The sequence below is a fragment of the Candidatus Nitrosopumilus sp. bin_6a genome (assembly GCF_054095695.1).
This window is the reverse complement of record NZ_JBSWSR010000005.1, coordinates 203618-217426: the sequence shown is the minus strand read 5'-3', so window position 1 is coordinate 217426 and position 13809 is coordinate 203618. Positions and strand designations below refer to the sequence as shown.

Below are 13809 nucleotides of genomic sequence, written 5' to 3'. Positions count from 1 at the left end.
AGATAGAAAATTTACAGACCCTCATTTAAATGAAGAATGCGATTAAGGTTTACGAGACTGTTTTTTGATATTTTTGTGAATCAAAGATCTAGAATCAAGATATACATCAAAAAATGATACACCCTCAAGTTGAGTTTGATGATCAATTTCTTGAATTTTTTTTAGTTCATCAGATGTTGCATTTAACACCAGGTCATCCAATTTTTGTAAATCTTTACGCTCTTTAGGAGTCAAGTAATTTTTGATTAAAAATTATCATTTATGGTCAAAAGTTGGCATATTAGACTAAATGCTAAATTTCATAGACGTGATCTTGAACGAAAATATATAGAACAAATTTCTAGGCTCATTATGGAAACAAAAAATATCGGCCTTCGAGGAATTGAAGTGGCAGATACAAGAATTTCCAATATCGATGGAGAGAAAGGCAAGCTCATTTATCGAGGATATGATATTTTAGAATTAACCAAAAATTCAACGTTTGAAGAAACAGCATATTTGCTAATTTATGACAATCTCCCAAATAGAAACCAATTAGACGAGTTCAATGCCAAATTGATTGATGCCAGATTAATTCCAAAACAAATGCAAAAAAACATGGGCAATTGGAGAAAAGATGCAGATCCCATGGATATGCTTCAGGCATTTGTGGCAGCACTTGCAGGATACTATGATGAAGAATTTGCAAACAAAGAAGCAAGTTATGATAAGGCAATAAACCTGATTGCAAAAGTTCCAACAATCATTGCAAGTTGGAACAGAATAAGAAACGGATTAGATATAGTAGATCCAGATCCAACTCTGAGTCATGCAGCAAATTTCCTATACATGATGTCAGGGAAAAGACCAGATCCAGAAGTAGAAAAAATCTTTGATGTTTGTTTGATTTTACATGCCGATCACACATTTAATGCATCTACATTTACTGCAAGGCAAGTAGCATCAACTAGGGCCCACATGTATTCAGCATGTAGTGCTGCAATAGGAGCACTGAGTGGAGAACTGCATGGCGGAGCCAACACAGAAGTAATGAAAATGTTATTGGAAATAGGCGACGTTCAAAAAGTAGAAGAATGGGTTAAAAAAGAAATGAGCGCAGGCCACAGAATAATGGGAATGGGTCATGCAGTTTACAAAACATATGACCCAAGAGCTCAAGTGCTAAAAGAGTTATCAAGAAAATTAGCAGAAAAAACTAAAGACCCTTGGTTTGACATTACAGAGAAAATTGAAACTACAACAATTGCTGAAATGAAAAAACAAAAAAACAAAGACATCTATCCAAACGTAGACCTGTACAGTGCATCATTATACTATATGCTAAAAATTCCAATGGACCTCAACACACCGATTTTTGCAATTTCACGTGTCGTAGGATGGGCAGCACATATCATAGAAGAGAAATTTGCAGAAGCAGCACCTAAACCAGCATTGTATAGACCAAAGGCCACATACGTTGGAAAATATTGTGGACCTGAAGGTTGCGAATATCAAACACTGGACTTGAGAAAATAATCTAATTTCTAGTACTTAGCCAATCTTTGGCTTTAGAATTTACATCATGTTTGTACAGAACTTCAAAAACCATATCATAAAATGTGATGCCTTTTTTCTGAGCCTGATCATCTAACCATTTAATTCCATCAGCTAATTCTGGATCATATTCGGAGAATTCGACTAATTCATCGACCATCTTTGAGAAGAAAGCGTGGGATTCAAGCATAAGTACACCTTTCAATCTTTGATCATAAGTGGGGGATTCAAAATATATTAACAAAAGACCCCTTTTTGGTTGACAATTGAACCATGTTTTTTATTCAGATGGAAATGCAACAAAGATTTCATGGATTATTCAAACAGGAGATTCAACTGCTGAGCAAAGTAGGGAACATATAGAAATTTACAAAAATAAAATAACAGATTTGCAATCAAAGTATGTTGCATTACATGTAGGTTTGTTTTGGGGAATCGGAGTTTTCATTATAAAAAATGGAGATTCACTCAAAGTAAAAATCAACGAAAAAACAATGTTTGATCAGTTAACAGAAAAAACGATGATCAGTGATCAGTTTATCCAAAAAAGAAAAAAATTCATCAATCAATTAATCATGCAAAGAAAATTAAAAATCAAGTATGAATTAATTCAGTGATCATCTAAAAATATCAAAAGCAAAAGAGCTTAAGACCAAAAACGATCAGTTACTTGGTGAGAGCTCATTCGCAGTTTGTAATTGGACTACAACATGAATTGATAAAAGAAAGATTTGTTCAAATTCATTGACAACTCCCCACGTTTAATCAAAGTGGCCCTATGAAATCTTCAATAAATTTTTAAAATTTATGTAAAAATTTGAAAAATAACGAAAATCGACTTTTTAGAAACCAATAAAATCAAAAATTTATGAAAAACTTAAGATATTCCATTAAAAATGACGATTAGATTTATTTAGTATACAGAAAGTTTGAGATTAATTATGGCAGGTATAGACAAAGCTGCAATTGGATTTTCAATCGCAATTGTAGTTATCGGTGTTGCATTTGCAATGTATGGAGATGCAGCACAAAATGCCGGTCCCAGTGTCTCAACTCCAACTGTTTCTGAAACAGTTAAACCAGTAGTGGAAGAAAAAATAAAGCCATTAAAAGATGGTTATGAGCGAGTCACATCTGATACAGATCCAGGTTTGGGTCATGAATCACACCAACTTGCAGTATTATTGGCACCAAGTGACATGACATATTCAGGTACACTTCTCTATGATGCATCTGAAAATATTCAACTAGTCACACTTAGAGGACCAATCGGAGCTGATGAAAAACCAGCAAAGACTTGGACTCCAGATGGTGAAACAATCTTTGAATTGACATTCGTTGATCCAAAGAATGCAATAGGTGAATGGGCATTTTCCGGTAATGCTTTAGCAGTTCACACAATGAAGACTACGCCATTCCAGGTTGATTACAAAATTCTAGACCTTACAAAAACAAAAGCTAAGGTTGTAGAACTGAAAGAGGAAGTATCTATGAAAGAATCAACCCCTATGGAAAAACCAACTATGGAAAAACCAGCAGGACCAACAACTCATACAGTTGATATTCCTGTAGGTACTTCAGTTCCAGGATGTGAAGCAAGTAACGAATGCTACTTACCAGCAGACATCACAATCAATGCTGGAGATACAGTAGAATGGATAAACATCGATACAGCAGCACATACAGTAACTGGTGGTAGTCCAGCTGATGGCCCATCTGGCGTATTTGATAGTAGTCTAGTCATGGCAGATGCAACTTATGCATTTACATTCAATGACGCAGGCAGCTATGATTACTTCTGCATGGTACACCCATGGATGGTCGGTACCGTCACAGTGAACTAACTAAAAACTATCCTTTTTTCTTATTTTATTTTGTTTTTCCTAATTGTTCTGTTATACGCAACACCAAATCTATGAGCCTCATCTCTTGCGTGTTGTAAAATTTTTAGTGATGCTTTGTATTTTGGAATTAGAATTGGATTTTTATGTTTAGGAAGATAAACTTCTTCATTTTCTTTTGCTAAAGATATACAAGGCAAATCCAAACCAAGAGACTCCAAAGACTTCATGGCAGAACCAAGCTGTCCCTTACCTCCATCAATTACAATTAGATCAGGGAGTTGAGAGTTTTCTTCCAATAATGCATAATATCTTCTTTTGATGATCTCGCCAATCATTGCAAAATCATCTCTTCCAGAAACGGTTTTGATTCTGAATTTTCTATACCCATCCTTGTTTGGAATTCCTCCAACAAATCTAGACATAGAACCCACAGCAAAATCTTCACCATGGTTAGAGATGTCAAAACATTCAATGATATTTGGAATTACAGGCAGTCCGAGAATTTCTTTTAGTTCAACTAAACCAGGATTGCCACCTTTAGAATGAATTAATCTAATATTTTTTAAGATCAGGTTAATGATCTCTTTTTTCTTTCCTCTGGTAGGAGTTAGGATTTTTACGTCAAAACCAGATTGTTCTGAAAGTAAAGATTCCAATAGTTTTTGATTTTCAGGAAGTTCACTGACTATAATGAATTTAGGTATTTTGTGTGTCGAATAATATTGATACAAAAAATTGGAAAAGGAATTATCGCCTACCATGTCATAAAAGAACTTGTCACTATCTCGTATTACTCCATTGATCATCCTAAAATTCATCACAGTTGCAGACTGATCCTGAATTCCTATGCCGAAATATTCTTCATTGGAATTTTCAACATATTCCATTTTTTGTTTAGTTTGAAGACTTCCAAGCCTAATCAAAGTATCACGGATGTCTTTTGCACGCTCAAATTGCTGTAATTCTGCAGCTTGTTGCATTTCTTCTTCTAATTTTTTTATAAAAATTTGTGTTTGATTTTTTCCTTTTAGAACATCTTGCAATGCTTGAACATGTTTAGGATATCTTTCCTGTGCATCCTTGAATTCACATGGCCCTTCACAATTTCCCAAATGGTATTCCAAACAGACTTTTTTTGGAAGAGTTTTGCAAATTCTAATTTGAAAAGCCTTTCTCAAAGTACCAATAGTGAGTAGTTTTGAACTGCCTTGAGTGAATGGCCCAAAAGTTTTACCTTTGCCAAGAAATTTTCCATCCCTTGTTCTTCTTGAAACCAGCAGTCTAGGATATTTTTCATCAGAAATTCTAAGATATGTGTATCTCTGTTGATCTTTTAATTCAATATTAAATCGAGGCCTGTATTTTTTGATCATGTTTGATTCTAAAAGAAATGCCTCACTCTCATTATCAGTTAAAACAAATTCAATGTCAGAAATGTTTTCAACTAGTTTTTGTGTTTTGTAGTTTTGATTTTTGTTAAAATACGATTTTACTCTATTTTTCAAATTCTTTGCTTTACCGATATAGATGATGGTTCCATCAGTATCTTTCATCAGATAAATCCCAGGTTCAGTAGGAATGGTAAGTTTCGAAATCTCAAAAGTCATTTTTTTAATATTTTCTTCAAATACTTTCCAGTATAACTTCCAGGTGCTTTTGAAATCTCTTTTGGAGTACCAGTTGCTACAACTTGTCCACCTTCATCACCACCTTCTGGTCCAAGATCAATTAGCCAGTCAGAATTTTTGATCACATCCATATTATGTTCAATTACAACAACAGTGTTTCCAAGATTTACAAGACGATTAAGCACATCTAATAATTTTTGAACATCTGCAAAATGCAAGCCTGTGGTAGGCTCATCCAGAATATAGAGAGTTTTTCCAGTGCCTCTTTTTGACAATTCAGACGCAAGTTTGACTCTTTGGGCTTCACCTCCTGATAATGTAGTAGAGGATTGTCCGAGTTTGATATAACCCAATCCAACATCATGCACTGTTTGTAATTTTCGTTTTATTGCAGGAACATTCTCAAAGAAATTTAACGCTTCAAAGACAGTCATATCCAAAATATCAGAAATATTTTTTCCCTTGTACAATACCGATAAAGTTTCAGTGTTGTATCTTTTTCCCTTACATTCATCACATTTTACATAAACATCAGATAAAAACTGCATTTCAATTTGTTTTACTCCATCCCCATCACATGCAAAACATCTACCATCAGCTACATTAAATGAAAATTGCCCAGGGGCATATCCACGTTCTTTAGATAATGCGGTATTTGCATAAAGTTCTCTAATAGGAGTAAATGCCCCAATGTATGTTGCAGGATTTGAGCGAGGAGTTCTACCAATAGGAGACTGGTCAATTGCAATCACTTTGTCAATGTTTTCCAAACCAAGAATTTCTTTGTGAGAGCCAGCCCGTACATTTGATTTGTAAAAATGATTTTCTAGTGATTTTAATAATATATCATTAATCAAGGTAGATTTTCCAGATCCAGAAACTCCAGTCACAGAAACAAAAAGACCAAGGGGGATTTCTACATCTATATTTTTTAGATTATTTTCAAATGCATTCTTTACAATTAACGATCCAGAGCGATTACGAATTTTATTTTCTAAATTTATCAAAGAATTGTTTTTGAGATATGCTCCAGTTACAGATTTGTCATCTTTGAGAATTTGATTAACTGTTCCTTCAAAAACAACATTTCCTCCATGAACACCTGCACCAGGTCCTAAATCTATCATCCAGTCTGAATTTCGGATTACTTCTTCGTCATGCTCTACAACTATGACTGTATTTCCTAGATTTCGTAGCTTGTTTAGCGTTTTAATGAGTCTTGTATTATCCCTTTGATGCAATCCAATTGTAGGCTCATCAAGCACGTATAATACACCAGTCAAATTAGAGCCAATTTGAGTTGCCAATCTGATTCGTTGGGATTCACCACCTGACAATGTAGAACTTAATCTATTCAGAGTCAGATAATTTAATCCAACATTCATTAGAAATTCAAGACGTTCTCTAATTTCTTTTAAGACATCTCTTGCAATGTATTGTTCATTTTCAGTTAATTTCAATGAAGAAAAGAAATCATAACAATGATCAATGGACATATCACATACATCCATTATTCCTTTTTCATTAATTTTGACTGCTAGTGATTCAGGTTTTAATTTTTTACCATTACAAGCATTACAAGGAGTATCCCTCATGAATTGTTTCAGCCATTCTCGTTTAGATTCAGAATCAGTTTCCATGAAAGTACGTTGCAAATTAGATAAAACGCCCTCAAACGTATTTGTAGATTGCCAAGAAGAATCTCCAGATTTTGAACGATATGTAAAATCAATCAAATCATCTGTACCATGTAGAATAATTTGAAGATGCTTTGGTTTGATTTTATCAAAAGGAGTCATCAAATCAAACCCAAATTTTTTACCGACTGCTCTTAGAGCCTGACGTCTAAATGCAGAGAATCTTCCACTCCAAGGCACGATTGCACCATCCAAAATAGATTTAGTTTTATCAGGTACAACTAAATCTGCATCAAACTCCATCTTCACTCCCAATCCATTACATGTTTTGCACATTCCAAAAGGAGAATTAAATGAGAAAGAACGAGGTTCTAATTCACCTACAGTTAATCCACAGTATGGACATGCATTGTTTTGAGAGAAGATTTTTTCAGATTTCTCAGTTGCAATCATTACATCGCCTTTTGATGCTTTAATTGCAGTTTGTATGGCTTCAAAGAGTCTAGATCTTTCGGATTTTTCAGCAATAATTCTGTCAACTACAATTTCGATATTATGCCATTTTTGGCGGTCAAGGGGAGGGATTTCATCATCCAGGCTCAAAATTTCACCATTTAGGCGTATTCGAGAATACCCATCCTTTTTGATTTGTTCAAATAATTTCTCATAGGTTCCTTTTTTTCTCTGAATAATGGGAGCTAAAACCAGGATTTTTTTTCCTGAAAAATCCTTGAGTACAGAATCACAAATTCGTTCTACGGATTGGCTTGAGACTTTACGTCCACAATTTGTACAGTATGGAATGCCGATTCTAGCAAAGAGCAATCTCATGTAATCATAAATCTCAGTTGTTGTTCCAACAGTAGAGCGGGGATTTTTACTGGTAGTTTTTTGCTGAATGGAAATTGCAGGAGAAAGACCTTCAATAGAATCAACATCAGGTTTGTCCATCATTTCTAAAAATTGACGCGCATAAGCTGAAAGTGATTCGACGTATCGTCTCTGACCTTCAGCATAGATAGTATCAAATGCTAATGTGGATTTGCCTGAACCGGATAACCCACTGATTACAACTAGTTTATTTTTTGGGATGTCAAGATCTAAATTCTTTAGATTATGATGTCTTGCTCCTCTGATTTTCAGTTTATTTTCTACCATTTTTAAATTCAATCTCCTTTTCCATTCTTTTTATTCTATCCCTGCATTCAATTGCACGTTCAAAATCCAATTCTTCAGAATATTTTTTCATTTGTGCATCCAAATCAATTATTTCTGTTGCAAGATCATGTACTGATTTTAATTTTGAATCATCTAAGGCAACTTCTTGTTCTGGAACCGATTTGATTATTGTTTTAGGAGTAATGTTGTGCTCTTTGTTATATTGTATTTGTTTTTCTCTACGACGCACAGTTTCATTCATGGCATTTTTCATAGATTCAGTTTTTTTATCAGCATACATTATGACGGTTCCATTTGCATTTCTTGCAGCCCTGCCACAAGTTTGAATCAGGCTGGTAAAATTTCTCAAAAATCCTTCCTTATCAGCATCCAATATAGCAACTAGAGAAACTTCCGGAATATCAAGCCCCTCTCGCAGAAGGTTAATCCCCACAAGAACATCAAATTCTCCAAGACGCAATTGTCTGATAATTTCAGTTCTCTGCAATCCTTCAATTTCAGAATGCATGTATCTTACTCGAACCTGCTTTTTTGAAAGATATTCAGCAAGATCTTCAGCCATTCTTTTTGTCAATGTTGTGACTAAAACACGCTCAGAATTGGCAGATCTTTTGTTGATTTCTTTTATCAAATCATCCATCTGATCTTTTGTGGGCCTGATTTCGACTTGAGGATCAAGTAAGCCAGTAGGTCTTACAAGTTGCTCAGCAATTTGAGAGGATATTTTTTTTTCGTATTCAGAAGGGGTTGCTGAAACAAAAATTGTGTTTTGTATGTATTTTTCAAATTCTTCAAATTTCAGAGGTCGATTATCAAATGCGCTTGGAAGTCTAAATCCATATGTAACCAGCTCATTTTTTCTAGAATGATCACCTTTGTACATCCCATGAAGTTGAGGCAAGGTGACATGAGATTCATCAATCACCATAAGGTAATCATCACCGAAAAAATCCATTAGACAGAATGCTTTTTCTCCAGGTCTTCTCCCGTCAAAATGCCTTGAATAGTTTTCAATTCCAGAACAATATCCCAATTCCTCAATCATTTCCAAATCATATTTTGTGCGCATCTCAAGTCTTTGTTTTTCTAGTTCATTTAATTCAGGCAATCTTGACTTTAATTCGTCTCTAATTGATTTGACGGCTTTTTTTCGGACATCTTTTGCAATCAAATAGTGTTTTGCTGGAAAAATTTTCATTTGATTTATTTTCTTTTTTTCTTTTAGCGACACATGATCTAAAAGCGCAATTTTTTCTATTTCATCTCCAAACATTGAGATCCTAACTAAATCTTGAGAATAAGCAGGAGTGACATCAATTGTATCGCCCTTTACTCTAAAATTTCCAGGAGCCACCTCAGTGTCATTTCTTTCATATCTTGCATCTACAAATCTTCGTATAATCTCGCTTCTCTTAATTTCATCCCCAATGTTCAGTGTAATAGCTAAATCCTCCCAATCACGTGGATTTCCAAGTGAGTATATACAAGATACAGTAGAGACAATGATTGTAGGCTCTCCTGAGAGCAGCATTGCAGTTGCCTCTAATCTCAACTTTTCAATTTTTTCATTTATCTGAGTGTCTTTTTCGATATAAGTGTCAGTTTGAGGAAGATAACTCTCAGGTTGATAATAGTCATAGTATGATACAAAATACCCCACATTGTTTTTTGGAAAGAATTGTTTTAATTCAGAATAAAGTTGAGCGGCAAGAGTTTTGTTATGAGAAATTACAAGAGTGTTCTTGCCAGTCCTTGCAATAACATTTGCAATAGAAAATGTTTTTCCACTTCCAGTCACACCAAGTAATGTTTGAATGGTTTTTTTCTTTACACCATTGACTAGTGCGTCAATTGCTTGAGGTTGATCACCTGTGGGAGCGTAATCTGATGCCAATTCAAATTGAGAGAGTTGTTCCAACAGATACAATCCTTGAAAACTGAATTTAAAGCAATGGTGATATCAAGATAGGATTCACCATACAGGTTCATCAACCATTTTCAAACCAGTATCAGTTACCTGAAACCCCATTATTTTCAATGTTTCACGAGCAGATGGAGAATTTTTCTTCAGGATTTTTTGAGCAAGAATCATCCTGTCATCAGACCTCATGTGTTGGCCAATTTTGTATTTGCCATGCAATGTTTGAGGAGTAACTTTGATTACGCTAACAGCATCTAAAACACGCATATCAGATTGAATCGGATCATATTGTCCCTCAGGCTGATATTTTTCCATCAAGCCGTTTAGTGCAAGTGTTTTCTCTTCTCTATCAGATACAAAAGAAGCCACTCCCTTGATTACAATGCTGATGTACAACGTATCAGCTAAAGACGCATTGTGTGGATCTTCAAAATACGAAGGTAGGAACTCTAGTTCCCGATCTGCCTCAAATCCCACTTTGTTATTTCTAGACATATTATCTAATTTTTCACCTTTTACATGTGAATGCATGTAAACAACATCATTGAGAAACACGAAATTCATAGGGATTATTTGAGGAAATCCATTTACATCGATGCTAGCAACACGTCCAACATGCTCATCGTTCAAAAACTCTTTTACTTTTTCATATGATCTGATTTGAAGAATTCCAGTTAACTGCACAAAGAAAGTAAGACAAATAATATTATAAATCCAGTGTCAAAATTCCTAAAATACAAGATGAATCAAAAACCATCATGGATGATCCGTACCTAAATGAACTAAAAGAAGATTATCAAGGATATTCAAATCAATTAAAAAAATTGAAAAAGAAATTACTAAAAACAAATTCTCCTGAACTGCAAGCAAAAATAATCAAACAAATAGATTCAATTGCAAATAAAATGGAGCATAATCAAAAACAATCAGTTAGAGTGACAAAATCTAGAATTAAGGAAAGAAAAGCAAAATCAAAGCGAAGGGATTAATCATCATCCAATTCTTTTGCCATTGCCTTAATCTCTGAAATCTTACATTCTAATTCATTGCATTCAGTTATGAAGTCCTTGCTCATAAAATAAAATCACAAAAATCATCAAAAGCCAAAAACATTCTAAAACTTGACTTTTTCATTCAAATTCTTCATCAATGTAAATTGCTAAATTTAGGATTAAATCACAATAAGAAAATGAGTGAAATAGATGAAGAAAGAGAAGAAGCCACAAAGATAACACTGAATCTTCTAGAAGAATGGGGTTCTGATTCAAAGTTCATCTGGTTTAGAGAATTGCATAGAATTACTGATATCGACAAAGGATTATTACGAAACATACTCAACGACTTGAAAAAATCAAAAGAAGTCAAAGAAATGCATGGGACAAATAACAGGATATTTTTTTGTTTGAAAAAATATTACATCAAATGCAGAGATGTCGAATACAGATTCAAGGGTAAAGAGATAATGTTAAGGGATGGAAGTAGGACAAAAATCATTCAAGGTTCAACAAATGCAACTGAGCGAACTAGGAAGAGACTAGAAAAGCAAAAAAACAAACGAAGAGCAAAATCATTTACTAAAAAGAAAAGACCTCATAAATCATAAAGAATCTTCAGCTTGACGCCTTGCAAAATTAGATTCTGCACGCTTAATCTTTGCTGACTCTGCAACATCTTCAGTCATATCATACAAATTGTGCAGACCCATATCAGGAGTCAATTCGTCTTCCTTTTCATCATCTAAATCATATTCAAGATTTGCCAAGATTTCCACATTTTCTTCTAAAATATCCAGGCATTTTTTTACTGATTCAGGAAGGTCTTCATCCATAATAATTTCTAGTAACATGTATGCTAAATGATTTTCTGTAGATTATAGAATGTCTTACTGCTTGGCTTTTTCACGTAATACAGGCATTACATGGCTTGCAAATTTGTCAATAGAACCAAAGTAGTTCTTACCCCAGAATCTAATAACAAAGTGATTTACACCAGCATCCATGAATCTCTCAAATGTTGGAATCATATCTTCAGGAGTACCAACTGCAGTAGATGAACGTGCAACACCATCAGGAATCTTGGTTGCTGCTTCTCTCATCTTTACAATCCAGCTCTGATCAGACATGGAGTATTCTGTAAAGTATTTGACGAAATCAAATCCTTCAATTTCTTTTAATCCGTGAACTCTTAAAATTTCAGGCTTGAATAGACTTACTTTGACGGCTTCTTTCATTTTAGCCCATGATGCTTCAGCATCATCAGAGAAGTAAACATCAATATCTAAAGCAAATTGGAAGTTATCTTTTTCTTCTTGGGTTCTGTTGTTCTCATTCATTGAGAACTCGATTTGTTTTTTATGATCTTCAAATAATTCAGGAGTATATCCGATTGGCAACCATCCGTCGCCTAATTTTCCTGTTAATGCAAGTGTACGCTTACCACCAGATGCCATGTAAGTTGGTGGGCGTGGTTTTCTAATTGGAGGTGCTTGTAAACATGCACCTTCGAGTTGATAGTATTTCCCTTTGTAATTTACAGTATTATCAGGAGTTGATTGATACAAAGTATGAATGGTTTCGATTTGTTCTTCCCATTTAGAGACAGGTTTTTCAAATGGAATGCAAAATTCTTTTAGATTTTGGGCCTCACCTGCTCCGATTCCTAAAATTGCTCGGCCTTTTGAAACTCTATCAAGAGTGATTGCAGCTAGTGCAATGTTTGATGGATGTCTTCTAATAGCATCAGTTACACAAGTTCCCAGTTCAACATTATTTGTAACTGCAGCAATTGCAGATAACATAACCCAAGGATCAAGAACAGTTGCATTCTTCCACTGAGGTACGTTAGTGTGGTCCATATAGAAAATTGAATCATAACCAGTTTTATCAGCAAGCATGCATGCTGTCAATATTTGGTCTTCAGTATAGCCAGCTCTTGCAACATTGAGGCCATTTTGAATACCAAATTTGATTTTTTTATCTGTCAAGTACAAGTACGACAGAGTATTAGAATAAAAAGTTTAATCAAGCTGCCAATTTCGCAGTTTATAGATAAAATAGAAAAAAAGTAAAAAATATTGAATTTTTTACAAATTACCTGCTTTGATGTCTTCAAGACACTTTACAACATCATCTTTTGATATTGGAATTGGATTTGGATCCAAGTGACCTTTGTCAGTCATTACAGTGTCAGCAGCTTCTGAAACATCAGCTTTGAGTTCTAGTTTATCAAAGCCTAGTTTTTCCATTGCCTCTTTGAATCTATCGTAGAAGATTGACTTGTTATGCTTGTGTGCAACGGTGGTACAAGAAGATAATGAATATCCATGAGGTACACCTTCATTTGAGAACACATAGGACAAAGCATGTCCTAAAGTTGTAGAGCAGTTACCAAATCCCATTCCAGACAACATTGATCCGTAAGGATAGTTTTCTGGTTTGTCATTCATAATTGCATCATATAGAATCTCAAATGCTTGTTTGCATAGAGTTCTTGTCAAGTCATTACCTAGTTTGCTATCATAGCCTTCGGTTGCTTGAGCACATGCATCACAGACAGAATTGTTTATGACTTGTTGCGGAGTTCCATCCAAGAAGTATGAATCTACAACGGCCATATCGGCTAGAAATCTGTCTTCACGTAACAATTTCTTTTTACCATCAAATTTCAGAACACAATAAGTTGTCATTTCAGCTCCAGTTCCAAATGTAGTTGGAATCAAGATTTTATCTTTTTTCATCTCAGGTGCAGCATATTTTACTACATCCATAGAACTTCCACCACCAAGTCCAATCAGGCATGATGGATCTTTGTCTTTGAATTGTGAAATAACAGCATTGACGTCATCGATTGATGGTTCAGGTTTTACTTGGTCATACAACATGTAATCCTTAATTCCCATTCTTGCAATCCATTTGTCAGAAAGTTCAGGAGGAACTGTTGTGACAATTAGGGCATTTTTTGGATACTCTGTTTCACCAAGTGCATTTTCTCCAAAGTTGATAACTTTTGGAATGCGTACTGTATTCATAACTGAAAGGCATCATTGATTATTATTATATCTTGCATTA

The 13809-nt window shown here is 34.6% G+C and carries 14 protein-coding genes; 5 read left to right on the top strand and 9 right to left on the bottom strand.

Annotated elements, in window-relative coordinates; all coding sequences use genetic code 11:
• Positions 1–42: 42 nt before the first annotated feature.
• Positions 43–234: a hypothetical protein gene (locus ACW9XA_RS07045; RefSeq protein WP_457763646.1), complete on the bottom strand. Its 192-nt coding sequence runs from the start codon at positions 232–234 to the stop codon at positions 43–45.
• Between the two features lie 117 nt (positions 235–351).
• Between ACW9XA_RS07045 and ACW9XA_RS07040 the strand changes: the two genes are divergently transcribed.
• Positions 352–1515 carry a citrate synthase gene (locus tag ACW9XA_RS07040; protein ID WP_457763645.1) on the top strand — a complete coding sequence of 388 codons (1164 nt, stop codon included), beginning with the start codon at positions 352–354 and terminating at the stop codon, positions 1513–1515.
• Between the two features lies 1 nt (position 1516).
• Here the strand turns inward: ACW9XA_RS07040 and ACW9XA_RS07035 are convergent, their stop codons facing one another.
• Positions 1517–1723: a hypothetical protein gene (locus ACW9XA_RS07035; RefSeq protein ID WP_026090100.1), complete on the bottom strand. Its 207-nt coding sequence runs from the start codon at positions 1721–1723 to the stop codon at positions 1517–1519.
• A 76-nt stretch (positions 1724–1799) separates the two neighbouring features.
• On the opposite strand from ACW9XA_RS07035, the gene ACW9XA_RS07030 reads away from it, so the two are divergent.
• Together ACW9XA_RS07030 and ACW9XA_RS07025 are read left to right on the top strand one after the other, a co-directional pair.
• Positions 1800–2150: a hypothetical protein gene (locus tag ACW9XA_RS07030; RefSeq protein ID WP_457763644.1), complete on the top strand. Its 351-nt coding sequence runs from the start codon at positions 1800–1802 to the stop codon at positions 2148–2150.
• Between the two features lie 324 nt (positions 2151–2474).
• A complete protein-coding gene (locus ACW9XA_RS07025) occupies positions 2475–3377 on the top strand; it encodes a cupredoxin domain-containing protein (protein ID WP_457763643.1) in 903 nt (300 codons plus the stop codon).
• 20 nt (positions 3378–3397) lie between these two features.
• Here ACW9XA_RS07025 and uvrC read toward each other — a convergent pair whose 3' ends face one another.
• From uvrC to ACW9XA_RS07005, 4 genes are read right to left on the bottom strand one after another with little or no spacing between them, the layout of a single operon-like run.
• A complete protein-coding gene (gene uvrC, locus ACW9XA_RS07020) occupies positions 3398–4984 on the bottom strand; it encodes an excinuclease ABC subunit UvrC (RefSeq protein ID WP_457763642.1) in 1587 nt (528 codons plus the stop codon).
• Entirely contained in the window at positions 4981–7800 is a 2820-nt protein-coding gene (uvrA, locus tag ACW9XA_RS07015) for an excinuclease ABC subunit UvrA (RefSeq protein ID WP_457763641.1), read from the bottom strand. Before uvrA ends, uvrC begins: the two co-directional genes overlap by 4 nt.
• Complete coding sequence (uvrB, locus tag ACW9XA_RS07010; protein WP_457763640.1) at positions 7787–9739, bottom strand: excinuclease ABC subunit UvrB; 1953 nt, start codon at positions 9737–9739, stop codon at positions 7787–7789. The genes uvrA and uvrB overlap by 14 nt, the downstream gene beginning before the upstream one ends.
• Positions 9740–9793: 54 nt before the next feature.
• Entirely contained in the window at positions 9794–10426 is a 633-nt protein-coding gene (locus ACW9XA_RS07005; protein WP_457763639.1) for a pyridoxamine 5'-phosphate oxidase family protein, read from the bottom strand.
• Positions 10427–10500: 74 nt separating this feature from the next.
• Between ACW9XA_RS07005 and ACW9XA_RS07000 the strand changes: the two genes are divergently transcribed.
• Both ACW9XA_RS07000 and ACW9XA_RS06995 read left to right on the top strand, forming a co-directional pair.
• The gene (locus ACW9XA_RS07000; RefSeq protein ID WP_457763638.1) at positions 10501–10731 is read left to right on the top strand and encodes a hypothetical protein; all 231 of its coding nucleotides are present in this window, start codon (positions 10501–10503) and stop codon (positions 10729–10731) included.
• Between the two features lie 200 nt (positions 10732–10931).
• Positions 10932–11345, top strand: coding sequence for a hypothetical protein (locus ACW9XA_RS06995; RefSeq protein WP_457763637.1), 414 nt, complete (start codon positions 10932–10934; stop codon positions 11343–11345).
• Here ACW9XA_RS06995 and ACW9XA_RS06990 read toward each other — a convergent pair.
• The 3 genes from ACW9XA_RS06990 to ACW9XA_RS06980 form a co-directional block, all read right to left on the bottom strand.
• Positions 11340–11570, bottom strand: a complete 231-nt coding sequence (locus ACW9XA_RS06990) for a hypothetical protein (protein WP_457763781.1) — start codon at positions 11568–11570, stop codon at positions 11340–11342. The genes ACW9XA_RS06995 and ACW9XA_RS06990 overlap by 6 nt on opposite strands.
• Positions 11571–11624: 54 nt before the next feature.
• On the bottom strand, positions 11625–12731 hold the full coding sequence (locus tag ACW9XA_RS06985; protein ID WP_457763636.1) for an LLM class flavin-dependent oxidoreductase: 1107 nt from the start codon (positions 12729–12731) through the stop codon (positions 11625–11627).
• Positions 12732–12824: 93 nt separating this feature from the next.
• Positions 12825–13769, bottom strand: coding sequence for an iron-containing alcohol dehydrogenase (locus tag ACW9XA_RS06980; protein WP_457763635.1), 945 nt, complete (start codon positions 13767–13769; stop codon positions 12825–12827).
• Positions 13770–13809: the final 40 nt, after the last annotated feature.

What these genes read in the sequence shown, in the direction of transcription:
- ACW9XA_RS07025 (WP_457763643.1), top strand. Translation starts at nt 2,475, where the DNA reads ATGGCAGGTATAGACAAAGCTGCAATTGGATTTTCAATCGCAATTGTA.
- uvrA (WP_457763641.1), bottom strand. Translation starts at nt 7,800, where the DNA reads ATGGTAGAAAATAAACTGAAAATCAGAGGAGCAAGACATCATAATCTA.
- ACW9XA_RS06995 (WP_457763637.1), top strand. Translation starts at nt 10,932, where the DNA reads ATGAGTGAAATAGATGAAGAAAGAGAAGAAGCCACAAAGATAACACTG.
- ACW9XA_RS06990 (WP_457763781.1), bottom strand. Translation starts at nt 11,570, where the DNA reads ATGGATGAAGACCTTCCTGAATCAGTAAAAAAATGCCTGGATATTTTA.
- uvrC (WP_457763642.1), bottom strand. Translation starts at nt 4,984, where the DNA reads ATGACTTTTGAGATTTCGAAACTTACCATTCCTACTGAACCTGGGATT.
- ACW9XA_RS07040 (WP_457763645.1), top strand. Translation starts at nt 352, where the DNA reads ATGGAAACAAAAAATATCGGCCTTCGAGGAATTGAAGTGGCAGATACA.
- ACW9XA_RS06980 (WP_457763635.1), bottom strand. Translation starts at nt 13,769, where the DNA reads ATGAATACAGTACGCATTCCAAAAGTTATCAACTTTGGAGAAAATGCA.
- ACW9XA_RS07035 (WP_026090100.1), bottom strand. Translation starts at nt 1,723, where the DNA reads ATGCTTGAATCCCACGCTTTCTTCTCAAAGATGGTCGATGAATTAGTC.
- ACW9XA_RS07000 (WP_457763638.1), top strand. Translation starts at nt 10,501, where the DNA reads ATGGATGATCCGTACCTAAATGAACTAAAAGAAGATTATCAAGGATAT.